This is a genomic window from Paenibacillus sp. FJAT-27812 (genome assembly GCF_001273905.1).
In the GTDB taxonomy this organism is placed as follows: domain Bacteria; phylum Bacillota; class Bacilli; order Paenibacillales; family Paenibacillaceae; genus Pristimantibacillus.
This window is the reverse complement of sequence record NZ_LIGH01000001.1, coordinates 6,743,160-6,764,875: the sequence shown is the minus strand read 5'-3', so window position 1 is coordinate 6,764,875 and position 21,716 is coordinate 6,743,160. Positions and strand designations below refer to the sequence as shown.

At 50.1% G+C, this 21,716-nt stretch carries 27 protein-coding genes; 18 read left to right on the top strand and 9 right to left on the bottom strand.

Translation table 11 applies throughout. The features are described 5' to 3' along the window. Positions 1–108: 108 nt before the first annotated feature. A complete protein-coding gene (locus ADU23_RS29180; RefSeq protein WP_157266015.1) occupies positions 109–591 on the bottom strand; it encodes a hypothetical protein in 483 nt (160 codons plus the stop codon). Between the two features lie 357 nt (positions 592–948). Between ADU23_RS29180 and ADU23_RS29175 the strand changes: the two genes are divergently transcribed. From ADU23_RS29175 to ADU23_RS29165, 3 genes are all read left to right on the top strand, one after another. Continuing rightward, positions 949–1,350 carry a phage holin family protein gene (locus ADU23_RS29175; RefSeq protein ID WP_053376971.1) on the top strand — a complete coding sequence of 134 codons (402 nt, stop codon included), beginning with the start codon at positions 949–951 and terminating at the stop codon, positions 1,348–1,350. An 85-nt stretch (positions 1,351–1,435) separates the two neighbouring features. Beyond that, positions 1,436–1,837, top strand: a complete 402-nt coding sequence (locus ADU23_RS29170) for a hypothetical protein (RefSeq protein WP_053376970.1) — start codon at positions 1,436–1,438, stop codon at positions 1,835–1,837. Positions 1,838–1,972: 135 nt separating this feature from the next. Continuing rightward, positions 1,973–2,362: a cytochrome c oxidase subunit II gene (locus ADU23_RS29165; protein WP_053376969.1), complete on the top strand. Its 390-nt coding sequence runs from the start codon at positions 1,973–1,975 to the stop codon at positions 2,360–2,362. Positions 2,363–2,433: 71 nt separating this feature from the next. Here ADU23_RS29165 and ADU23_RS29160 read toward each other — a convergent pair whose 3' ends face one another. Next, entirely contained in the window at positions 2,434–2,700 is a 267-nt protein-coding gene (locus tag ADU23_RS29160) for a hypothetical protein (protein ID WP_053376968.1), read from the bottom strand. A 107-nt stretch (positions 2,701–2,807) separates the two neighbouring features. On the opposite strand from ADU23_RS29160, the gene ADU23_RS29155 reads away from it, so the two are divergent. The 5 genes from ADU23_RS29155 (at position 2,808) to ADU23_RS29135 (ending at position 5,550) form a co-directional block, all read left to right on the top strand. Next, positions 2,808–3,095 (top strand): Dabb family protein, encoded by a 288-nt coding sequence (locus ADU23_RS29155; protein ID WP_053376967.1) that lies wholly within the window; start codon positions 2,808–2,810, stop codon positions 3,093–3,095. 152 nt (positions 3,096–3,247) lie between these two features. Beyond that, positions 3,248–3,667 carry a DUF86 domain-containing protein gene (locus tag ADU23_RS29150; RefSeq protein ID WP_053376966.1) on the top strand — a complete coding sequence of 140 codons (420 nt, stop codon included), beginning with the start codon at positions 3,248–3,250 and terminating at the stop codon, positions 3,665–3,667. Positions 3,668–3,743: 76 nt separating this feature from the next. Then, positions 3,744–4,409, top strand: coding sequence for a helix-turn-helix transcriptional regulator (locus ADU23_RS29145; protein ID WP_442950635.1), 666 nt, complete (start codon positions 3,744–3,746; stop codon positions 4,407–4,409). 208 nt (positions 4,410–4,617) lie between these two features. After that, a complete protein-coding gene (locus tag ADU23_RS29140; protein WP_053376965.1) occupies positions 4,618–5,100 on the top strand; it encodes a DUF948 domain-containing protein in 483 nt (160 codons plus the stop codon). 42 nt (positions 5,101–5,142) lie between these two features. Next, entirely contained in the window at positions 5,143–5,550 is a 408-nt protein-coding gene (locus ADU23_RS29135) for a YtxH domain-containing protein (RefSeq protein ID WP_053376964.1), read from the top strand. A 100-nt stretch (positions 5,551–5,650) separates the two neighbouring features. Here ADU23_RS29135 and ADU23_RS29130 read toward each other — a convergent pair whose 3' ends face one another. From ADU23_RS29130 to ADU23_RS29110, 5 genes are all read right to left on the bottom strand, one after another. Then, complete coding sequence (locus ADU23_RS29130) at positions 5,651–6,871, bottom strand: sugar phosphate nucleotidyltransferase (RefSeq protein ID WP_231637555.1); 1,221 nt, start codon at positions 6,869–6,871, stop codon at positions 5,651–5,653. Positions 6,872–6,972: 101 nt separating this feature from the next. Then, positions 6,973–8,718 (bottom strand): alpha-glycosidase, encoded by a 1,746-nt coding sequence (locus tag ADU23_RS29125; protein WP_053376963.1) that lies wholly within the window; start codon positions 8,716–8,718, stop codon positions 6,973–6,975. A gap of 47 nt (positions 8,719–8,765) precedes the next feature. After that, a complete protein-coding gene (locus ADU23_RS29120; RefSeq protein ID WP_053376962.1) occupies positions 8,766–9,572 on the bottom strand; it encodes an SDR family oxidoreductase in 807 nt (268 codons plus the stop codon). Positions 9,573–9,766: 194 nt separating this feature from the next. Further along, on the bottom strand, positions 9,767–11,407 hold the full coding sequence (locus tag ADU23_RS29115) for an MDR family MFS transporter (RefSeq protein WP_053376961.1): 1,641 nt from the start codon (positions 11,405–11,407) through the stop codon (positions 9,767–9,769). A gap of 47 nt (positions 11,408–11,454) precedes the next feature. Further along, on the bottom strand, positions 11,455–11,907 hold the full coding sequence (locus ADU23_RS29110) for a MarR family winged helix-turn-helix transcriptional regulator (protein WP_053376960.1): 453 nt from the start codon (positions 11,905–11,907) through the stop codon (positions 11,455–11,457). 281 nt (positions 11,908–12,188) lie between these two features. Between ADU23_RS29110 and racE the strand changes: the two genes are divergently transcribed. The 9 genes from racE to ADU23_RS29065 all read left to right on the top strand — a co-directional run bounded on the left by racE (position 12,189) and on the right by ADU23_RS29065 (position 17,623). Further along, the gene (gene racE, locus ADU23_RS29105; protein WP_053376959.1) at positions 12,189–12,998 is read left to right on the top strand and encodes a glutamate racemase; all 810 of its coding nucleotides are present in this window, start codon (positions 12,189–12,191) and stop codon (positions 12,996–12,998) included. A gap of 131 nt (positions 12,999–13,129) precedes the next feature. Beyond that, on the top strand, positions 13,130–14,014 hold the full coding sequence (locus ADU23_RS29100) for a M14 family metallopeptidase (RefSeq protein ID WP_231637554.1): 885 nt from the start codon (positions 13,130–13,132) through the stop codon (positions 14,012–14,014). A gap of 86 nt (positions 14,015–14,100) precedes the next feature. Next, entirely contained in the window at positions 14,101–14,343 is a 243-nt protein-coding gene (locus ADU23_RS29095) for a hypothetical protein (protein WP_053376958.1), read from the top strand. A gap of 42 nt (positions 14,344–14,385) precedes the next feature. Beyond that, positions 14,386–14,688, top strand: coding sequence for a heme biosynthesis protein HemY (locus tag ADU23_RS29090; protein WP_053377886.1), 303 nt, complete (start codon positions 14,386–14,388; stop codon positions 14,686–14,688). A 37-nt stretch (positions 14,689–14,725) separates the two neighbouring features. Continuing rightward, complete coding sequence (locus tag ADU23_RS29085; RefSeq protein WP_053376957.1) at positions 14,726–14,950, top strand: DUF1450 domain-containing protein; 225 nt, start codon at positions 14,726–14,728, stop codon at positions 14,948–14,950. Between the two features lie 100 nt (positions 14,951–15,050). Beyond that, positions 15,051–15,665 (top strand): DUF3990 domain-containing protein, encoded by a 615-nt coding sequence (locus ADU23_RS29080; RefSeq protein ID WP_053376956.1) that lies wholly within the window; start codon positions 15,051–15,053, stop codon positions 15,663–15,665. Continuing rightward, the gene (locus ADU23_RS29075) at positions 15,628–15,927 is read left to right on the top strand and encodes a hypothetical protein (RefSeq protein WP_053376955.1); all 300 of its coding nucleotides are present in this window, start codon (positions 15,628–15,630) and stop codon (positions 15,925–15,927) included. Before ADU23_RS29080 ends, ADU23_RS29075 begins: the two co-directional genes overlap by 38 nt. 86 nt (positions 15,928–16,013) lie before the next feature. Further along, positions 16,014–17,453 carry a PDZ domain-containing protein gene (locus ADU23_RS29070; protein WP_053376954.1) on the top strand — a complete coding sequence of 480 codons (1,440 nt, stop codon included), beginning with the start codon at positions 16,014–16,016 and terminating at the stop codon, positions 17,451–17,453. Then, entirely contained in the window at positions 17,429–17,623 is a 195-nt protein-coding gene (locus ADU23_RS29065) for a hypothetical protein (RefSeq protein WP_053376953.1), read from the top strand. Before ADU23_RS29070 ends, ADU23_RS29065 begins: the two co-directional genes overlap by 25 nt. 48 nt (positions 17,624–17,671) lie before the next feature. On the opposite strand, the gene ADU23_RS29060 is transcribed toward ADU23_RS29065, so the two are convergent. Both ADU23_RS29060 and ADU23_RS29055 read right to left on the bottom strand, forming a co-directional pair. Further along, complete coding sequence (locus ADU23_RS29060; RefSeq protein ID WP_053376952.1) at positions 17,672–19,705, bottom strand: LTA synthase family protein; 2,034 nt, start codon at positions 19,703–19,705, stop codon at positions 17,672–17,674. Between the two features lie 24 nt (positions 19,706–19,729). Beyond that, entirely contained in the window at positions 19,730–20,875 is a 1,146-nt protein-coding gene (locus ADU23_RS29055) for a THUMP domain-containing class I SAM-dependent RNA methyltransferase (RefSeq protein ID WP_053376951.1), read from the bottom strand. Positions 20,876–21,020: 145 nt separating this feature from the next. Here ADU23_RS29055 and ADU23_RS29050 point away from each other — a divergent pair, with 145 nt between their 5' ends. Continuing rightward, the gene (locus tag ADU23_RS29050) at positions 21,021–21,650 is read left to right on the top strand and encodes an O-methyltransferase (RefSeq protein ID WP_053376950.1); all 630 of its coding nucleotides are present in this window, start codon (positions 21,021–21,023) and stop codon (positions 21,648–21,650) included. Positions 21,651–21,716: the final 66 nt, after the last annotated feature.

Genomic DNA, 21,716 nt, shown 5'->3' with positions numbered 1-21,716 from the left:
TCAGCCGCCGCTGTTACTATCGCAGTAAAAAGGTCAGTATCGAGGCGACGGAAATCGCTTCGATGCTGACCTTTTCTTTTTTAGCAATTGGCGCTTGCTGCGAGGCATCTACAAGCTCCCGGCTTTTAAAAAAACGACAATCTTGCTGCGATCCATATCATAAATCGTATAGACCGTCTCAAAGGTGTGCTGTTCGCTCACGATAAAATGGTCCAGCAGAAGCTGAGCGAATTCCAGCGGACTTGCCGGGGATGGCTGAGCCAGCGTGCAAGGATTAAACCGATGGCCGTTCCACAGCAAATACTCCACTTCCACATTAGGGGAGACGGTAACGTATTCATGAAGCGCGGTGCGGATGGCTTGCCCATAAACGGGATCGTCGTAATCATGAAAGGGCTTCGCATAAATTAGATGGCGCGTCCCGTCCTCGCATTCGTTGGCCGTATGCTCGAACAGGCTGCTCTGGAATACGGTTGCATTTACGAGCTTGCGCATAAAAATATCGTCTCGTGTTATCACTTCATCGGTAATGGTTCGTACTACACGCTGATCCGGCTCGGACCATTCCATGTAGGCTAGCGAACAATTCACATCGATTACCGCCTCTCTGATTTAATCTTCGTGATGGTCTCGTCATTTGAAATAACGAATAGACGGGCTTCGGCTGGTATAAGCTCGTAGAGCTAACGAGTACGAGCAAGCGTAACCAAAACAACAAAGCAATGATTTAGACGAAGAAGCTTTATCGTAAGTTTCAATAACGGCTGCATGCCTGTAACCCTCTCTTCGAATACGGCTGTATCCACCATACTATCTTTTCAAGCATTTTCCAATGTGAATACAGCCTAAGCTGATCGCCTTTTTCATAGAATGAAGCCTTCCCATCCAGCTGTTAACGGACAACCTTTGTTCTACATGCATATGTTATAGCAGCAGAATGAAGGCGAGGTGGGGATTGTGCCCCAAATATGGTTATGTTCGATTAGCGGCTTGGCAGGCGCGGCAATTACGTTTGCATTCGGAGGCTGGGCTGAGTCTCTTACCTTATTAGTAGTTGCAATGGGCATAGATTATGTTACAGGAATTGCGGCAACCATTAAAGAAGGGAAGGGCTTAAACAGCGTCTTTGGCTCATGGGGACTGGCGCGCAAAGGTTTGATGCTGCTCGTTATTTTATTAACGCACCGAATCGATGTATTGCTTGAGCTGAACAATGTGACGATGGGTGGCGCCATTTATTTTTATATTGCCAACGAAATGATATCGATTACAGAAAATTATGGGCGGATCGGGCTGCCTCTGCCCGAGCAGCTTCGCAAAATAATCGAGGTGCTTAAAGAAAAGAAGTAAATATTGGATAGACGGAAATTCACTTGCATGAAATCGTTGTCCCTGGCTATAATAAGAACAGATGTTCTTATTTGGAGGGGTGGCAATGGCCGCTAATGAGGAAGAAGCCCGCGGCAGAGTCAGAACGGCATCGCATCCGCCGATACAGACGGAGGAAGAGCTTGAGCTCGTGAAGCGTTACGTGCTGCTTGGAATCGTTATGCGTATTTTGGATCATGATATACGAGTAATCGGCACATCCGCGATTAAGCTTCCGCGGTTTTACGATTCCATGCTTCGCGGCATGCAGGATCGCGTGCTGCTTGAGCTTGCCGCGATCAGAAGACAGTTTCGGGAAACGGGCATTAAGGTATACGAGGAGAAGCGTGAAACGGACGGCTTGCATGCCGAATATGTGTGCAGAGGCTACCATCACAAGTTTTTTATGCTGTGGGGTTTCGTGAAGGCGGAGTCCGAACGAGTATTAAAACAGTATTTGTCCAGCTAATTTTGAATTTGTTCATGGTTTTGTCAAAATAACAAAAAAACTTTTCCTCTTTCGGTAGTTTAAGGTTGAGAACATCGGACCATCTTATGTAATATAAGAGGTAGACATTATGAACGCAAAGGGGAGCACATAGCAATGCATAAGTGGATTATGTTTACTTTATTTGCAGCGGCGTCGTTGCTGGGCTTATATTTGCTCACATTCGCCTTGCCGCCTAAGCCGGTTGACGAGTCAGCCTCGTTGCCAGAGGGCATGAGTTTAATGAAAGTAGTAGCATCCAACGATTTCGTATTTGATCAAGCGGAGTACAAGGTGAAAGTTGGAGACAAGGTTAGACTTAAGCTATCCAATAAAAGCGGCATTCACGGTTTGAAAATTGATGAGCTTCAAGTAGCTTTGGATAATGACCACCCAGAAACGGACTTGGAATTTACAGAGCCAGGCACCTACAAGATCTATTGCTCCATCCCGTGCGGCCAAGGACATACAACGATGCATTCTACATTAGTTGTTGAAGCTGCCTGACCCCTAAACCGATTGATGGACCGTAAACATGCGAAAGGAGCCGAAAGGCTCCTTTTTGTTGAAATAAATAGTTATCGTGCCGAGCGGGGATGGCGTTCGCTATCTCGGCCGCGCGCAATCAGCACATCGGCTACAAAGCCAAGCAGCGCCCAAGTGATGATGGTAAGTGCATACATAAGCAGGACGCTTACCTCATGCACGTCGACAAATAAATCAACGACCCATGCGGGAATGCTCAGCATGAAAAAAATAAAGTTGTGCGGGTCGTAACCCGTGTAATTAAACAAGCAGATTGCAACTCCAATTAATGTAGCAACAATTGTTACCGGGTAGCGCATGACGTTCCGATCTCCTTCGCGTTAAAGATTGCCGTAATGCGACTGCATAGGTTATTATGTGACAAAAGGACGAAAGTCATGCGACAAAATCAGAGGAGGAACAATAAATGATTACTCATATCGTATTTTTTAAATTAAAGGATGGCAGCGAAGAGAGCGTGGCACGTACCGCACAGGTGCTTAGAGATATGGAAGGCCAGATCGAAGTGCTGAAATACATTGAGGTTGGCATTGACATCGTACATTCGGAGCGTTCATACGATATTGCGCTTATTACGAAATTTGAATCCTTGGAAGCATTAGAGGTTTATCAAGTGCACCCTGTACATAAAAAAGTAATCGAGCATATGATGCAAGTTCGCGAAGCTTCCGTCAGCATTGATTTTGAGAGCTGAGAGGCAGGTTAACGGCTTATGAGTGACATGAGAGATGTTTATGAAGTGCTGACGTATTTGTTAGTCATTATTTTTAGCAGTATTATTATGGTAGCATGGCTTAAACGCAAGGCGAAAAAAAAGAAGTAAGGCTGAAAGCGGGCGACTGATTGATGTATTATGTGAATCGCGAACAAATTGCCGTACGGTTGAATTCGATTACCGAAGTTGCATCTGCGCTGCAGTCGCTTGCCGCTAATTGGCAGGGGACAGTGCTTGAAGGCCTGGCGCAGGAGAGAGCGCTGCATCTGGCCATTGAAACCGTGACGGATGTGGGCAGCTTCCTGATCGACGGATTTATTTTGCGGGATGCGAGCAGCTATGAGGATATCATTGATATTACGGGCGAGGCAGGCGCATTCCCAGCGGACATGCACGGAACGCTGACGGAGCTCGTGAAGCTGCGCAAGCCGCTCGTACAGGATTATTACGTCTGGCAGCGGACGGAGCTTCATCCGCTTACCGAAGTGCTTTCCACGCTCATGCCTGCCTTCAAGCAAGCGGTTGAGCACTATTTGGAACGCGAGCTGTAGGTAAAATATGCTTGATTTACGAAGAAGTCAAAATACGTTACAATGACGCTATCAAGCCTGCAAAGGTGGTGAAGGGTTGAAGCGGACAAGAGCGGTAGAAGCGGCAGACATGACGGCAGATTCACGGAGAGACAGTTCTACGCGCGAGAGAATTTTAATGCTGCTCAAAACTAGCGGCAGAATGAACGCCGGCGACTTGTCGAGCGAGCTTGCGCTGACAGAGATGGCGATTCGGCGGCATATGTATGCGCTTGAGAGCGAAGGCAGCGTTAGCATCGTGGCTGTGCGCCAGGCAATGGGAAGACCATTGCATGCGTATGAGCTGACGGCTGAGGCGGACGAGCTTTTTCCAAAAAATTATCATGTTCTCGCGCTGGATTTGCTTGACGAGCTGGCGGAAGACCCGGATACTGCAGCGCTTATCGATCGGATGTTTGAAGGCAGGAAGAAGAAGCTGCTTGATCGCTATGAGCCGCGCATGGCGGGCAAAAGCTTGGAGCAGAAGGTCAGCGAGCTTGCTGTCATCCAAAATGCCGGGGGCTACATGGCAGAAGTGGAGACGAGGAGCGACGGCAGCTTTATGCTCTACGAGTATAACTGTCCGATTGCGCAGGTTGCCGGGAAGTACCAGCAAGCATGCCGATGCGAGCTGTCATTGTTTAAATCATTGCTTGACGTGCCTGTAGAACGAACGGAATGTTTGGCTAAGGGCGGCGGCAAATGCAGCTATCACATTGGTTAATGATCATATTTAGACAATAGCAAGGTTGTTTTGGCAGATCTGAGAAGATCTGCTGAGGCAGCCTTTTTTTGTTGGGCAAAAAAATGATTTTTTTATCAGCTGTGTCCTGACAAGCCCATGCTGCTTATACTGTCATTACGCAAGTGGGCATTCGTCTAGGAGCGCAAACGTATGGTCCTGCGATTGATTGAGGGGGAGGGATACGGTCATGATCATGACATGGAGTGCGGCCATTGCAGCCGGTGCATTTGTTGTACTGGCAGCAGGCATACTACTAGCATTGCGAGCAGCGCTTAACAAGCTTGGGCAAGTGCAAGCAGCGGCTGATAAGGTGCAGCAGGATTTGCAGAAGCTGTCGCTTGAGCTTAGCGGGCTTATACAACCGGCAGAAGAGACGATTAGAGCTGCGCATAAGCAACTGGAATCCGCGAGCAAGCTGTTCGAGGCTGCGGGGCAGGTCGGGGGAGCGATTGCGCATACGACATCGGCAGCCGAGCGCATAACGTCCGTATTATCGGAGTCGGCGGAGCATCACGCGAAACGGTACGAGACGAAGCGGCAGGTCGGCGAAGCGCTTGAATGGGCTGAGCTAGGAATGGCGGCATGGCAGCTGTGGCAAACTAGCCGAAAGGCGGCGGCACCTGCTGAGAATGACATGGACGCGTACCAGAATCGGGTTCCTGATCAATAACCATAGACGAAGAACACGCTAACAACGAGAGGAGCAACTATAATGTCAACACGTAAACAAACTAAAGGATTTTTGCTTGGCGCATTAGCCGGAGGTGTCGTAGGTTCGGTTACTGCTTTATTATTGGCGCCAAAGGCTGGCAAGGAGCTGCGTCAGGATATTTCAGTTCAAGCGCATAAGGTAAGCGATACGACAGTGAAGGTTGCTGGTCAAGTAAGTGATACAACGGGCCGCATTGCCAAGCAAATTGGAGATCAAGCGGTTCAAATCGCGGGCAAAACACGGCAAGCAGCAAGCAGCGTCGTCAGCAGCGTAAGATCGCGCAGCAAAGGCACGGAGGAAACAGAAGCCGTTGAAGCTATCATTGAAGCGACTGACGGCCAAGAAGCAAGCGCAATCGGAGCGGTAGAAGCTGGAGAGACAGAAGCGGCTGCATCCAAGGAGCTTTAATCCAAACATAGTCATGCATGGTGTGGGATAAGGACGAAAAAAAAGGCAAACTGCTCTGAGCGATTGCTCCTGCAGCTTGCCTTTTTCTTCGAAACGAGAATTAACCCACTATGTTGCTGTGATCACGAATGGCGACTGCATGAAGAAGAGATGCGAGCGGCTCCATATTGTAATCTTTTCTGGATGGGGACGAGGCGGTTATCGCTTCGCCTGGGCCAACAACGAAGATCTCGTCGTTCAAATGGCCGATATAGGCTCCGTCATGAACGACGGCGCCTTCGCCGATAATGGCGCGATGAATAGTGACATTCCGACCGATTCTGGCGCCAGGCATAATGATGCTTTCGTATATTTCGGTGTTTGCTCCAATCGACACACCCGAGCAGACGATGGAGCGGGTCACTTCCGCTTCTACGGTGGATGCCGGATGAAGAATGGAATCTGTAATCGCCGCTCGTGGACTCAAGTAGGGCTTATCGATGGTCGTATTTTTGCCGGACATTGCAGGCCAGCCGTTAGACCCAAGCCGCAGCTCGCCATCCAAGAGGTCCATGTTGGCCTCCCACAGGCTGTCGATTGTGCCGACATCCCGCCAATAACCCTCGAACGGGTAAGCGGCCATATGAGCATTAGAGGAAAGAATGGCTGGAATGACATCTTTGCCAAAATCATGACTGGAATCCGGATTAACGGAATCCTCTAGCAGGAACCTCTTTAAATCCGCCCACCGGAACAAATAAATGCCCATGGATGCTAAATTGCTTTGCGGCTCAGCCGGTTTTTCATGGAAGGAGCTGACGCGGTACTGCTCATCCGTTGTTAGGATGCCAAATCGGCTTGCCTCGCGCCATGCCACTTGCTTGACGGCTATCGTAGCTGCTGCGCCGCGTTCCTTATGGAACTCCAGCATAGGCTTATAATCCATTTCATAAATATGGTCGCCGGAGAGAATCAGCACATGCTCAGCGCCTTGCTGGTCGATATAATCCATGTTCTGATAAATCGCGTCGGCGGTTCCGGCATATTCCGTTAAGCATTTGCGTGAGGATGGGAGAAGGGAAATGCCGCGTGAACCAATATTTTCGGAAAATTCATGATCCGTGTTTGCTACATAGTTATGGACAGAGTCCGCGCAGTACTGCGTTAGGACGCCGATTGTCGTGATATTGGAATTTGCACAGTTATTCAGCGGGAAATCGATCATTCGAAAGCGATCGCCAAAAGGAATGATAGGTTTGGCTGCTTGACTCGTAAGCGGAGCTAATCGTCGACCTTCACCGCCGGCTAACAACATGGCAATGCAATCAGTATGTTTTTTCAATGAAATTTCCCCCTGTCCGTTATGAGTAGTTGCTGCGAGCGTCCGTTAACGACTAAAAATCTTTAACCTACCGAAGCGGCTTTTAAACCGAAGCGTCAAAATTAAATGTCCCGGCATAATATCCGGAAGTCGAGCGGCTTAAGCTCGAGCTGAAGCTGCTTGTCGATTGTCGCTACCTGATCGCCAGTAAGCGCGTCGCGCCAGTCGTCCGCTTCCATGCCATGCGTAAGTGTGAGAGCATCCTCCGTATTGTTCATCCAAATCGTAAAATGCTGCTTATTGTTCAAACGCTCAAAGAGCAAAGCTCCTTTTTCGTTATCGGCAAACAGGAAGCGGAATCGCCCGTCGCGGAGGGCAGGATGCTGCTTGCGCAGCGCAATCATGAGCTGGTAAAAATCAAACAGCTCACGATCCTGCTTCTCCTGGTCCCATTCCATACATCTGCGGCAATCGGGATCATCTCCGCCCTCCATGCCGATTTCATCGCCATAATAGACGCATGGAATACCCATGGATGTGAGCATAAAAACGACGGCCAGCTTTAAACGCTGCTTGTTGCCGCCGAGTGCCGTCGCCGCACGGACGGTATCATGGCTGGATAGAAGATTAAATAAGGCCTCATTGGTTTGCTGCGGGTATCTCATGAGCAATCGGTTAATTTGGTCGGCAAAATCCGATGCGAGCCCTTCGGACGAAGCGAAAAAATCCAAGACACAATTCGTAAACGGATAATTCATCGCGGAATCAAATTCATCCCCATGCAGCCAATTGAGCGAATTGCCCCATACCTCGCCGATAATGAAAGCATCGGGTTTCTCCGTTTTGACCGCAGCGCGAAAATCCCGCCAGAAGGCGTGGTCGATCTCATTGGCGACATCAAGTCTCCATCCGTCGATATCGACTTCTTTTATCCAGTAAACCGCAATATCAAGCAAATACTGCTTGACCTCGGGATTCGCCGTATTCAGCTTGGGCATATTGCCATAAAAGCCGAAGGTGGCATAATTGGCGACGCCATCTTTAACCTCAACGGGAAAATCCTTCAGATGGAACCAGTCCTTGTACTTGGAGCTTTCTCCATTCTTCAGCACGTCTTGAAAAGGTGGGAACTGCTCGCTCGTATGATTGAATACGGCATCCAGCACGACACGGATCTCAAGGTCATGGCAGGCTTTGACGAGCTTCTTAAGCAATTCGGCATCTCCGAACTGAGGATCGATTTGCTTATAATCGACCGTGTCATATTTGTGATTGGAGGGAGCAGTAAATAAAGGCATCAAATAAATCGCATTAATGCCTAGATTCGTTAGATGGTCAAGATTGCCAAGGATGCCTTGCAGATCCCCGCCAAAATGGGATTCGCCGGATGGCGGCTCGCCCCAAGGCTGCGTGCCTTCAGGATCATTGCTTGTATCGCCATTCGCGTAACGATCAGGCATGATTTGATAGAAGATGGCATCCTTCGCCCATTCGGGTGCTGCAAACAGATCGATGGCATGTATGTATGGAACATCATAATACCCGCCGGCTGGGGCAGGCTGCTCCTCAAAGATGCCGTTCTCGATAAGCCATAACGTCTCTTCGCCGCTCCGAACGCGAAAGCCGTAAGAAAAGCGCCGCTGCTCGGGTTTGATGACCGCCTCCCAATAATCGAATAAGGGGTCCGCCGCAATTTTCTCCATCTGGACGTCCAGACGATAGTTATCCCAGTCGTATTTGTCGCCTGTTACCGCTACAGCTTCTTCGACATCGTTCCGTTTAGTGCGGAGCCTGAGATGATAAGTATCGCAATCGTAAGCATATGCCCATTTCAAATCGGGCGAATGGTGCAAGCATTCCTTGAACATTGGCTCCCACTCCTCTATATATGATTTTGGCCTGCAAAAAATAAGCGTTATCCGCGAAGCAATGATTCTGCGCCGTCAATGAAGATGGCTGTACCTGATATATGGCTCGATTCCTCTGAAGCAAGGAACAATGCCAGCTTGGCCACTTGCGCGGCGCTTCCTGGCCCATGCTCCAGCGGCTGGCTGCCCTCGGGATATTCAACGGGAATCGTTACGCGCTCCAGCTCCGGCGTCCGCTCGGTGTTTTGTTCGATATTCGTCTGAATAGCGCCAGGGCAGATGGCATTGACCCGAATTTTGTACTTGGCAAGCTCCAGCGCTGCCATTTTGGCGAATGCAACCTGTCCCGCCTTGGTGCTGCTGTAAGCGCTAAATCCGATATTGGAAAATACGCGGTTGCCGTTAATGGAGCTAGTAATCAGGATGCTGCCGCCTTTTTCTTTTAATAAAGGGATCGCATGCTTAACGGTAAGGAAGGTTCCGCTCAAATTTACCTGCAGCGTCGTATTCCAATCGTCGAAGTCCATAAGCTCGATCGGTGTCAGTACGCCGTTAATGCCGGCATTGGCATAGACGATATCGAGCTTACCGTAATGTTCCCCCACCTGCCGGTAGGCGTTTGCAAGCTGAATTTCATTCGAAATGTCAGTCTCGATCGCAAGGCAATCTACGTTATAGAGGCGAACACTGCGGCAAACCTCTTCCATTTCAGCTTCCTTGACATCAAGAAGGGCCAGGTCAGCGCCTTCCTTCGCAAACTTCAATGCGGTTGCTTTGCCAATTCCGGAGCCTGCCCCCGTAATGAGCGCAACCTTCCCTTGCAATCGGCCAACGGGGAATTGATTATTTGTCATCGAAATTTCCTCCTTATTTATAAAAAAGGTTTAACATACGCTGTGCGATTGTTTTAATGCTATTTACCCGATATCGAGCTAACGAAACAAGCAGCCGATTCGCATATAAAGCAAAAAAGGACCACGAAGCTACTTAACGTAGCCATTCGTGGTCCTTATTGACGCGCAAAAGGCGCGTAGATGAATCATTTTTATTACATATGATTGACTTGAGGCTCTGCGCCTGCGGCTGCTTTTTCTTCCTTCGTCTGTTGGACAAGCTTTACGTTTCTCAGCAGCAGCGTAAGGACCGTTCCGATTAGAATGAAAACTAACCCAACCCAGAAGACGGTATGCAGAGAATCGATCAGCGTTGATTTTACGACGGGCACCATTTTGTCGGTAAGCTCCTTCGGAAATTGCGTCAACATCTTCGGATCAAGCAGCGTTGAATAAACGGCTTGCGGATTTGAAGCAACGGTTGCCGAGGTTTGATCCGCGAATTGCTTCGCTTCCTCAGGCAGCTGTCCGAGAAGCGGAACGAGCCGTTCCTTCAAATGGCTGCTCGATTGCATGTTCATAACAGCACCCAGCAGCGTCATGCCGAACGTACCGCCGATCTGACGGAAGAACGTACTGGAGGAGGTCACGACGCCGAGCTGCGATTTTGGATACGATTCTTGTAGGACGAGCGTGAGAAGCGGCATAACAAGCCCGATTCCGATACCCAAAATAACCATGAAGGATGATGCGGTCAGTTTAGCCGTCGATGCGTCGAGCGTTGTAAGCAGGAAAAATGCGGCTGCAACAACGATCATCCCGATTGCGAGCTGCAAGCGTACGCCGATTTTGTAAACGACTTGACCGCCGATCACGCTGAAAATCATCATGGAAATCATCATTGGCATCATAACGGTACCCGACTCGGAAGCCGAAATGCCTACGATCCATTGCATGAAGAGCGGCACGAACATAATAGCGCCGAACATCCCAAGGCTCATAAAGAAGCCGATTCCGTTGATCATCGTAAAGGTTCTGTCTTTGAATAGCTTAACTGGCAAAATAGGCTCTTCTGTCGTTGCTTCGATGCGGACAAACACCGTCAAAGATACGATGGCTAAAACGAATAAGCCGATGATTTGCCAAGAAAGCCAGTCAAATTCACTGCCGCCAAGCGATAGGCCAAGCAATAGGCTGACTACTCCGATAACCATGGTGAATATGCCTGGCCAGTCAAATTTGACAGGGCCTTCTGCCTTTTTGCCGCTGAGGGAGATTGCAATCAAAATCGTTGCAAGGATACCAACGGGCAAGTTGATGTAAAAGACCCAGCGCCAGTCCCAAGCATCGACGATCCAGCCGCCAACCTGCGGGCCAAGCACGGAGGAGAGGCCGAATACCGCTGCAAAAACGCCCTGCCATTTGGCACGCTGCTTGCCTGTGAACAAGTCACCGATAATGATCATCGCCATCGGCATCATAATACCGCCGCCAAGACCTTGAATCGCGCGGAAAATAATAAGCTGTTCAATATTTCCGGCCAAGCCGCATAACGCCGAGCCAATAATGAAAATAATAATACCGCTGACGTAAACGAGCTTCCGACCAAGCAAATCGGCGAGCTTGCCCGCGATCGGGACGATCGTAGTTGAGGTAAGCATGTAGGCGGTAGTCAGCCATGCCATCAGCTCTAAGCCGCCCATTTCTCTAATAATAGTTGGCATCGCGGTGCCGACGATCGTGCCGTCAAGCGCTGCGAATAACATCGCAATGAGCAATCCGATAATCAATAAGCCGCGCTTATTGCCGGAATCGGATGAAGGTAGCGGTGCCGCCGCTTGTTTTGTGTTTTCCATCTGTGTTTAACTCCTGTTCTTCTGTTAGTCAGTCGCTTCGCGGCGCGTTAATTGTCCTTCGAAAGCTCGGCTGCTATTTTCTCAAATGTTTGTACGAATTGAAGCATTTCCGCTTGGTCCATCTCTCGCAGATGATGCTTCATCAAAGCCTGGACATCACCTTTTATACGAAGCAGCGCTTCGCTTCCTTTGACCGTGCACTGAACAAGAACGACGCGTCGGTCTTTCGAATCGTGGATGCGCTCGGCGTAGCCGTTGTTCACGAGTCGATCGAGCATCACCGTAATGGCGCTTGGTTTCACTTCCATCTTGTCGGCCAAACGGGATACGGTAATGTTTTGCTCGTTCGAAATAATGCCCAAAATAAAGCACTGGGGAGCGGTCAAGTCGTTGTCCAGCTTCTGCGAAATGAGTGATCCAAGCCTGCGATGGGTTGTCATCATGGCTCTATGGAATCGTTCTACGATAAGCTCAGAAGTCGGATCAGACTGCGGCTGCATATGGGTTCACCTCTTTTTCTGTTCAGTAATTAATAGTTAAAGCATTTAAATATTAAGTTATATACATTTAAGTTGTCAACAAGAAAATAAAGCTCACGGAACGCTGATTTTTGGCAGCCCGACAGGGCGTGTGAAAGAAGCGCAAGGCATGCTGTTTTGGGCTTTTAACTTCGTTGAACCTTGTCCGAGTTTGCGCTAAGATAGAGGTACGTTTTTGTGCCTGTTTTCATATGCTATTCTGTCTCGATTCATTACACTTTGTTTAGGAAAGCGGTGTGTTTGTGCAGCAACCGATTGCGATACTAGATTCAGGCGTAGGCGGCATTACTGTTGCCAAAGAAGTCATGCGCCAACTACCGCGCGAAAAAATCCTTTACTTCGGAGACACGGCGCGGACGCCTTATGGCCCACGTTCTTCTGAGGAGATCGTTCGCTTTACGAGAGAGATCGTTGATTATCTCATACAGTTTAATCCGAAAATGATTGTTATAGCATGTAACACAGCAACCGCTGCCGGGCTTGAGGATATACGCTCTAGAGTGGCAATCCCCGTTGTAGGCGTCATTAATCCTGGCGCCAGGGCGGCAATCGGGCTGACGGTCACGGGCTGCGTCGGCGTTATCGGCACGGAAGGCACGATCAACAGCGGCGCATACGAGCAGGCATTGCGAGAGCTTTCTCCACAGGTAAAGGTAATCAGCTTGGCGTGTCCGAGGTTCGTGCCTCTGGTAGAGAAGGGGAAGTTCCGGTCTCTTGAAACGTATGAGACGGTGCGCAGCTCTATTGGGCATTTGCGAGGATATTCGATGGATACGTTAATTCTTGGCTGTACGCATTATCCGTTTCTGTCGGAGACGATCTCCGAGGTGATGGGCCCAAATGTCAAATTGATCAGCTCGGCAGATGAAACGGCGCGCGAGATCAGCATGATCCTACATGAACAAAGCAAGCTGTCGCGGGGCGACAAGCTGCCGTTACATCAGTTTTTTTGCAGCGGCGATCCCCAAATGTTCCAATCCATTACGCAGCAGTGGCTGGGCAAGCAGATCGAGCTGACGCCCGTCATCTGGCAAATACCGAATATCGTATAAGCATCATACGCGGTTACACCGAAGCTGGGCCCTGAGCGGGCTTGGCTTCTTTTTTTGATTTCGCTTCATAGGACAAGTGCGGCGCCGCATAACATGATAGGAACAAATCGATGCAGCAGGAGGCGATTGCGGTGTACTCCTTACAAACCTACGGCTACGTGGACTTAACAGAGGGTGTGAGGCAGCTGACGGGAAGATATCCTTTTTTATCGGCGCATGTTATTGGACATAGCGTGATGGGCAAGCCGATATTAGCGCTTCGCTGCGGCAACGGCCCGCGCCGTATCCATATGAACGGCTCTTTTCATGCAAACGAATGGATAACCTCTGCTTTGCTTATGCGGTATGTCGCGGATTTATCAGCAGCCTATTGCAGCGGCGACAAAATCGGCAATCAGCATGTGGATGACCTGTGCAGGAAGGTGACGCTTTGGGTTGTTCCGATGGTAAATCCCGATGGAGTCGAGCTCGCGCAATTTGGCGCGGCGCCTACGCATCCATTTTACAGGCAGCTAATGGAATGGAACGGAGGCTCTGAGCAGTTTAGCGCCTGGAAAGCGAACGTAAGGGGCGTTGATTTGAACGATCAATTCCCGGCGTTCTGGGAGGAGGAATGCAAGCGCAGAGGGATAGCAGGACCTGGTCCGAGAGACTATCCAGGGCCGTATCCGCTTAGCGAGCCAGAGGCGATGGCGATGGCCCGTTTTACGCAAACGATCGGATTCGACGCTGTCATGGCGCTGCATACGCAAGGACGGGAGATTTACTGGAACTATCGCGATTTTGAGCCGGCAGAAGCGGAGGAGCTTGCACGCAGGCTAGGCCGCGTTAGCGGTTATGAGCCGGTTAAGCTGACGGGCAGCGACGCAGGTTACAAGGATTGGTTTATTCAGCATTTTCGCAGACCGGGCTTTACGGTAGAAGCCGGCTTTGGCGAGAATCCGCTGCCGATGGGCAACTTTGACAATATTTATATGGAGCTGCAGCCGCTGCTGCTAGAGGCGCTTCGTCTTTAGCGGCTGCCCGCCGTTTGCGGGGAGTAGGTATGACGGACATGGATATGCTATAATAATCGGAAAAGATCAGCAAAGGTGGGATTCAGATGCGTAAAATGCTGTCGCTGCGCCATTGGCAGCGGACGTTTGCCCGAATTTTCCAGCTGCTTCGTTCTAAGAACGTATCTATGCTGGACAAGCTGATTTTTACCGTGCCTGTTTTCCTTTACTGGGTATTGCCTGATGTGCTTCCGCTGCCGTTTTTGCCGATAGATGATATCGCGGTGACGATGCTGCTTGCGGAATGGTTTGCCCGTAGAATGGAGACCAAGTATAATATGAAATTATGATCATTGCCGCAAGGCATAACGATAAGAGGAGCTGGATAAATGATGAACTGCAAAATTTCCAAAAACGCTGCAAAAGTTATTCAAGTAGAGCTGGACAAGCCTGAGAATGCAGGCAAAAAACTTCGTATCTACGTTACGCATTCGCACGGCGACCATGCGCATTACGGCATGGGCATCGACGAGCCAACGGAGAAGGATGAGGTCGTAACGACTGACAAAGGGATCGACGTTATTTTGGAGAAGGACAACGCTTTTCTAGACGGCGTTCGCATCGATTATTTCTATGTGCCAGAAGAAGGTTTTGCAGTTACGAATCCAACCAAGGGCAACCACGGCGATCACTAAGCAATATCCGAATCCGGTTGAAATAGGAAGTTGAATAATGGCTAACGATATAATGGTTTGCGACAAATGCAAGCATATGAAGATGAAATCAATTGTTCCTAAGCTGCAAAAGCTGGTGCCCGACACGGAAGTGCGCGTCGGCTGCAAGTCTTACTGCGGGCCCTGTGCCCGTTACGCATTCATATTTGTTAACGGCCGTTATATTAAGGCGGCATCCGAGGATGAAGCGATCGAGAAGATCCTTCCCTATATCAAGAAATAAAAATTTTATATGGCTGAACACACAACAGGACCCTGCGATAGCTTTATTCGTAGGGTCTTTGCGCAAATAGAGGCTATTGCCATTTGAAAGGAGCACGAGGGTGGACATAACGACGCCGCAGCTGTTATATCACGGCACGACAAGCGATACGGTGCAATCGTTTAGTCAAAAGCTGTTGAATTCGCCATATTGGCGGCCAGGCAAAGATTTTGGCGAGGGATTCTATACGACGATATCCGTTGCGCAGGCTCGCAAATGGTCGCATAAGGCGGCGAAGGATTCATGGGATGGAGGCCGTCCCTGCGTGCTGGTCGTTGAACTGACGTCGGTGCCGGAGCGGGTAGAGCCGCTGCTGTTCCTCTCCGATTCGCCGGCATGGGCATCCTTTATCTATGCTCACCGTAAGGCGGCGGTTAAAGGAAGCGATCCTTGCGAAGCCCATCCGGACATTATAATTGGTCCGATGGCGGACAATGACACTGGAAAAATCGTACATAAAGCAGTACAATTAAATAAAGATGAGCATTGGTTTTATGAACAAATTACGATTTCGCGCAAAGGCACGAAGCTGGACTCGCTGCGGCTTGGCAACCAGGTCGTCTTTTGCTCCGAACGTTGGGAAGCTCATTTGAAACTTGTCGGCTACCATATTTATACGGGAAGCAGGTGGATCTATCATGAAAGTGAAAACGCAGGTCAGGTTAAGCTTGTATGAGCGAGGCATTGTAGAGGCGTTAACAGCCGAATATGGTTACACGCCGGCTGATGCAAGAGTGCTTGTTGTCGAATATATCGAGGTTGTGCGCAAGCTTGGAGGTTATGATAATTGCGGTCAATACGCGCAGCTGCTCGATCGTGCGCGCCGGATGAATCATCCCCCTTCGCAGTGGCTTGATCGTATTCAGGATATAGAGAAGGGCGAGCTGAGAGACAGAGGCATCGGATCGGAAGAGCGCCAATATTTGCAAACGAAGTAGGACCCCGCGATACGGATCGTCGGGTCTTTTGTTTGTTTTACGGCTTAGGCATATACTAGTCAGAGGAAGCTTAGGAGGAACAAAAGATGCTGAAGCCAGCACGTTATTACCTATTTGGACTAGCCCTTGCGCTAGCTTGCTTGGTTGCGGCAGAGCTGATTTGGCTGCCGGCACCGCTTAGAACGGGCGGTGGCATGCAATGGATCGAAATGATAGACCGGCTGTTTAACGTGCTTGCGCTCGTTCCGCTCAGCTGGGCGTTCGGCGCTTTGTTAGGCGCGTGGCAGCAGCGCAGAAGGAGGGGCTTTTTTCTTTTATTGCAGCTCCTGCGGATCATAATAGCCGGGCTTGGTATTATCGGCGCGGCTTTCGTGCTGTTTGCGCCGGAGAAGCTGTTTCTGCTGCTCTTGATCATTGGCGCTGCGGCTCCGCTTGTATTTGTGGATATGCTGCTTAGCGAAGGCTTGGAGCGCGTGCGTGCGGCGAAGCTGGTGAGCTTGGAAGAAGCAGAGGGGCGGCATTCAATCGTTGGGAGAAGGCTTCGATGGCTGCCAAAGCGAGGCGCAGCCGCTTTGCTTGCTACGATCGTCTTGTTACTGGTTTTGCTATGCCCTACAGGCTACCGGGTTACTTACCCAGGGATGACGCTGAACATGAATCGGTATGCGCATGTGGAAGGCGGCAAGGAGGTTGGCACGATTAACGGCGTTCTCGTATTCGATAGGCCGGCGGTACCGGCGGATTGGTTGTATGCGAGACTTCTGCCGCTGTACAGCTTTGAGAAAATTCCGGCTGACGAGCCGCCGCTAACGGAGTCGTATGCGCAGGTCGTTCACATGAAGACCGATGCGAACAGCTTGGCTGCTGCCGTAGCGATGCAGAAGGCAGGAGTAGGCAAAGGCATAACGGCGGACGGCGTCAGAGTGATTGCCGTCGTGAAGGACAGCCCGGCCGATAAGCGGCTGCAGGCAGGAGATATCATTGATAAGCTTAACGGACAAGCCGTTCGTTCGATCATCGACATGACAGACTATATGGCAAAAGCCGTTAAGCCAGGCGATTCCGTAGCCGTTACGCTGAGAAGAGGTAAGGAAGCTGCCGAGGTTGAAGTGAAAACAAAGGCATCGGAGGATGATCCTAAGCGGTCTGTATTCGGTATTTCGGTACAAACGGAGCTGCTTTTGGACACCCCTCGGAGCATCGGCTATAAAAGGTTCATGGCGCATATCGGAGGGCCGTCGCATGGCGCGATGCTGACACTGGCGCTAATCGATCAGCTGACGCCTGGCGGCGTTACGAATGGCAATCAGGTAGCAGGTACGGGTACGATTGAACCGGATGGCTCCATTGGCCTTATCGGCGGCATTAAACAGAAGGCTTACGCGATCAGCCGTACGGACGCCGATGTGTTTTTTGTACCGGAGGAGCAAGAAGCAGAGGCCCGCAGCGGCGCGCCAGATCTGAACATCGTACCGGTGAAGACGATCGACGATGTGCTCGCATGGCTGGCGCAGCACGGGAAATAGATAAAGGGCTGACACGCCATGTTGTTGACACGATGGGTCAGCCCTTATTTTTTGTGCGCGCATCCGACATTCGGCTCTTTCATCACGCGGATACGTGGCAGCTTCTGAAATACAATGCTGAGAAGCTACCGATTGGTGAGCACAGGCTGCAGTTGGTACAGCGGAATTAGCTCAAACCGGTCAAATAGCCGGTTAGGCGATCTATTAAGCTGTTTTTACTATCGTTGTGCGGTCACTAGGTCGCTATTGGCGCGTGCTTCCGTAGCTTTTTGCTCCTTGAAGTCATCGATTAAATCGTTCATGACGATTTGGTCGGACATGCTCAGCTCGGTGCGTGCGCTTTTGTACTCGTCCAGACATGCGTTCAGATCGCCCGGAGCGTTGTTTTGAATGTTCCAGCAGGTCCCGTTCTTCGCGACACCATCGCTAGAAGGCTTGAAGTAGAAGGTGCCGTCAGTAAATGCACCGTTTCTTAACACGATTTTTTTGCCGGAAAGGGGCTTGTCGGTTAGAAGCGGCGTTCCAATCAAATATTGATCAGCCGTCGAAATGCCGAGCAGATGCATAATCGTAGGCGTAACATCAAGCTGTCCGCCAACCTGCGTATAGGTTCCAGCATGCTCGTCACCCGGCAAATGAACAAGGAAAGGCACCTGCTTCAAAATCATTTGGCGCTCGAGCTCGTTAAGCTCCTTGCCAAGGAATGTCTCAAACAGCGACCAATCCTTAATGGAATTGTCGTGATCCCCGTACATGGCCAGTATGGTGTTGTCCCAGAGCCCTTCTTTTTTCAGCCGATCGACTAGTTCTCCAAGCGCCGCATCCACATAATGAATCGCCTGCAGGTAATCGCCCATCATCGTTCCTTTTAGCTCGCCAACATCAAGCTTTTTCTCCGCTGCCGGCATCGTGTAGGGATGATGGCTGGATAGCGTGATCAGAAACGAATAAAAGGGCTGCTTTTGCTCGGATATGACATCGAGTGATTGCCTGAAGAAAGACTTGTCCCCGAGCGCCCAGCCGATCTTCTCATCCAGCGTAAAATGCTTCAAGCTGTAAAACTGATCGTATTGCATATTGTTGTACATAATGTTCCGATTCCAGAAGCCGCCCTCATAGGAGTGAAAAACGGATGTGCCATAATCGTTTTCCTTCAAGGTTTTGGACATGCAGTCGAACTCATTGGGCGCATATTGGATGAAGACGGAACCGTTCGCTACCGGCTGCATCGAGCAGTTGGCGGTAAAATCGGCATCTGACGTTCTTCCTTGGGCCGTTTGATGATAAAACTGACTGAAATACGCGCTTTGCTTGATCAGACCGTTAAGATGAGGCGTAATCTCTTGTCCGCCAATGGATTTGTTGATCATAAAGTTTTGGAACGCTTCAAGCTGCACCATCAAGACGTTGCTGCCTCTATAGGCCCCAAATAGCGTGTCCTGCTCAAGCGAGCCGCGGAGAACGCCGCGCGCTTCGATCCATTTTTGAGCTTCCGACGATTGCTCCGCGGTTACGGTCTGAGCATCCAGGTAGTTCTGCTTCACATAACGGTAAACGTCATAGCCGTGGAAGCCAAGCGCTCCCGTGACATTGTAAATGGACAGATTCCACCAATTGCCGTCAAATATGCCCTGCCCCCATGTACGCTTGGCTTCGTTCACATTCGTGAATACAAGCGAGGAGCCGATTGTAAATATAACGGCGCTCAGTAAGATGCGGACGATTGCTTTTTGCCAAATGGCCGTCCTTCTGCGATGCTCACTTGCCCTCCGGAGATCGCCGCGGCCTCTCCAGATCACATAGAGCGCAAACGGCAATATGGCAATAAAGTCAAGGAAAAGCAGAAAATCCTTCGCGCGAAGCAGCGTTCCGATGCTTTCGCCGAGCGAGTCGACTTGGCTGAATTGAAGCAGCACGGGAACCGAGATCAAATCCTGAAAATAACGATAATAAATGAGATCGGCATATAAAACGATAGATGCGATCACATTTAGTGCGATAAGGGAAATGATTCGCCCGCGCGCGGGCAGCCAAATGGTCCAGAAGCTGAAGAGCAGAATGGAGCCAAGCTCAATCAGCGCGTCTGTGCCGGTCATTTTCATATTGGCGACATGCAGAATTTCCGAAAACAAATACATCTTGGCAAGCATTACGCCAGCAAATAGCAGCAGATCGATAGCTTTAAAGCGTTCAAGCCATATCAAAGCCGTGCTCATGCCGTGGCGTAATGGCGTTTGCCTGGTAGATAACATAAGTGAAATATCCTTCCTGTTCCGTTACTGCCGATTTCCGCGAGGGGGAAGCGGGCCGAAAAATTGCAGGTAGTTACATTCAATCCGTCCATTGAACAGCTTCCGCTTCTTGTCGGCGGGTCGGCCGAAATAATGCTCAATCGTTGTTGAAGGGCTAATCGAGAAATACGACCATGTCGGATAGTGCAGCGCCGTTAGGCCGAATTGGCGAAGCGCCGCCTCTGCCTGCACGTCATCGCCGAGCCTCTCGCCATATGGCGGGTTCGTTATAATGACGCCATAATCGCCTTGCAGCTTCACCTTGGCGACAGGCTGGACGGAAAGCTTGATCACTTTGCCGAAGCCAGCTTTCTTTATTGCGGCCTCAGCGATCTCGATTGCGCCGGGATCAATATCGGAGCCGGCGATTTGGAGCGGGATATCGTCCTTCACTAAATCGAAGGCTTCGTCACGCGCTTCCTCCCATAGCTCACTCGGAATAAGCGGCCAGCCCTCACTATTAAAGCTTCGACGAAGTCCTGGCGCAATATTCCATCCGATCATAGCTGCTTCAATTAAAATTGTTCCGGATCCGCAAAACGGATCATAAAGCGGCCGATCAGGACGCCAGCGGCTAAGCTGAACGAGAGCAGAAGCAAGCGTCTCCCGAATCGGAGCTTCGGTAGCTACTTTACGATAGCCGCGTTTATGCAAGCCGTCGCCGGTCGTATCAAGCGTAAGCATCGCTCGGTCATTCATCAGCGTGACTTCAATGACGTAACGTCCGCCGTCTTCGGGGAACCACTCGGTGCCGTAGCGTTCGCTCATTTTATCAACGACGGCTTTTTTAACGATGCTTTGGCAAGCTGGCACGCTTGTTAGCAGAGATTTTTGCGAGCGGCCATTAACGGGGAATTCTCCGTCATTCGGAATCCACGTCGGCCAATCGAGCGCTTTCGTGCCTTCAAAAAGCTCGTCGAACGTAGTTGCAGGGAACTCTCCCATTTTAATAAGAATTCTGCCAGCGGTGCGCAGCCAAAGATTGGTGCGGCAAATATCGATCGGACCGCCTGTGAAATTCACGCGTCCGTTTTCTACTTGAAGATCGGTATAGCCAAGATCCTTCAGCTCGCGTGCGACAACCGCCTCAAGACCCATCGGCGCGGTTGCGATTAGCTGTAACTTTTCCATTTTACACTCTCTTTTCATCAATTCTTGGCGACATGAGCGTCGCATTAAAGGCTAAAGCTTGTAACCCCGTGAACAAAAACATACAATCAAGTATAGGACAAACTAGGTTGTTATTACAAATTGTAAAATTGGAGAGAGAAAAATAATGTTGCTGAACGAACAATATGTAGATTCGCTTTATGGGGCAGATGTTGATCTGGAACGCGCAAAAGCAGGAATAGCGGCAAACGGAATGCCGGATATATCGGTTGCCGACGGCTACGGAAGGCTGCTCACGATGCTAGTATCGTTATCGAAAGCTGACAATATCGTCGAAATTGGGGCGCTTGGCGGATATAGCGGCATTTGCTTGGCACGCGGGCTGAGAGAGGGCGGAAAGCTAGTTTCGCTAGAGCTTTTGCAAAACTATGCAGACCTAGCCAAGGTACACATGGAAGCGGCTGGCCTAGGGGACAAGGTCGAGTATATGGTTGGCGATGCGAAGCAAAGCTTGGAGGTGCTGAAGTCTGCTGGCCGGAAGTTTGATTTCTTCTTTATAGATGCAGATAAAGAAGGCTACCCGATCTATCTGGATTATGCCATCGCACTTGCCAATCCGGGAGCCATTATCGTAGGCGATAATATTTTGCTTCGTGGCAGAACGACCGATCCAGCGAAAGAGGGGCCTTCGGTTCGCGCAGTGCGATTCTTTAATGAGACAATCGCGTCAGACGAGCGGCTGCAGAGCACGGTGCTGCCCGGTTACGACGGACTTGCGATTGCAATCGTCAAGTAAACGTAAGTTGAAAAGCATTGATCTACTTCATGTTCGCCGAAGTGGGTTGGTGCTTTTTATTTATTT

Coding starts and splice junctions, on each gene's coding strand:
- ADU23_RS29135 (WP_053376964.1), top strand. CDS start 5,143: ATGTCAACACGTAAACAAACTAAAGGATTTTTGCTTGGCGCATTAGCC.
- ADU23_RS29075 (WP_053376955.1), top strand. CDS start 15,628: ATGAAAGTGAAAACGCAGGTCAGGTTAAGCTTGTATGAGCGAGGCATT.
- ADU23_RS29155 (WP_053376967.1), top strand. CDS start 2,808: ATGATTACTCATATCGTATTTTTTAAATTAAAGGATGGCAGCGAAGAG.
- ADU23_RS29110 (WP_053376960.1), bottom strand. CDS start 11,907: ATGCAGCCGCAGTCTGATCCGACTTCTGAGCTTATCGTAGAACGATTC.
- ADU23_RS29095 (WP_053376958.1), top strand. CDS start 14,101: ATGCGTAAAATGCTGTCGCTGCGCCATTGGCAGCGGACGTTTGCCCGA.
- ADU23_RS29090 (WP_053377886.1), top strand. CDS start 14,386: ATGAACTGCAAAATTTCCAAAAACGCTGCAAAAGTTATTCAAGTAGAG.
- ADU23_RS29115 (WP_053376961.1), bottom strand. CDS start 11,407: ATGGAAAACACAAAACAAGCGGCGGCACCGCTACCTTCATCCGATTCC.
- ADU23_RS29170 (WP_053376970.1), top strand. CDS start 1,436: ATGGCCGCTAATGAGGAAGAAGCCCGCGGCAGAGTCAGAACGGCATCG.
- ADU23_RS29125 (WP_053376963.1), bottom strand. CDS start 8,718: ATGTTCAAGGAATGCTTGCACCATTCGCCCGATTTGAAATGGGCATAT.
- ADU23_RS29150 (WP_053376966.1), top strand. CDS start 3,248: ATGTATTATGTGAATCGCGAACAAATTGCCGTACGGTTGAATTCGATT.
- ADU23_RS29055 (WP_053376951.1), bottom strand. CDS start 20,875: ATGGAAAAGTTACAGCTAATCGCAACCGCGCCGATGGGTCTTGAGGCG.
- ADU23_RS29060 (WP_053376952.1), bottom strand. CDS start 19,705: ATGTTATCTACCAGGCAAACGCCATTACGCCACGGCATGAGCACGGCT.
- ADU23_RS29085 (WP_053376957.1), top strand. CDS start 14,726: ATGGCTAACGATATAATGGTTTGCGACAAATGCAAGCATATGAAGATG.
- ADU23_RS29165 (WP_053376969.1), top strand. CDS start 1,973: ATGCATAAGTGGATTATGTTTACTTTATTTGCAGCGGCGTCGTTGCTG.
- ADU23_RS29065 (WP_053376953.1), top strand. CDS start 17,429: ATGGCTGGCGCAGCACGGGAAATAGATAAAGGGCTGACACGCCATGTT.
- ADU23_RS29120 (WP_053376962.1), bottom strand. CDS start 9,572: ATGACAAATAATCAATTCCCCGTTGGCCGATTGCAAGGGAAGGTTGCG.
- ADU23_RS29160 (WP_053376968.1), bottom strand. CDS start 2,700: ATGCGCTACCCGGTAACAATTGTTGCTACATTAATTGGAGTTGCAATC.
- ADU23_RS29140 (WP_053376965.1), top strand. CDS start 4,618: ATGATCATGACATGGAGTGCGGCCATTGCAGCCGGTGCATTTGTTGTA.
- ADU23_RS29070 (WP_053376954.1), top strand. CDS start 16,014: ATGCTGAAGCCAGCACGTTATTACCTATTTGGACTAGCCCTTGCGCTA.
- ADU23_RS29050 (WP_053376950.1), top strand. CDS start 21,021: ATGTTGCTGAACGAACAATATGTAGATTCGCTTTATGGGGCAGATGTT.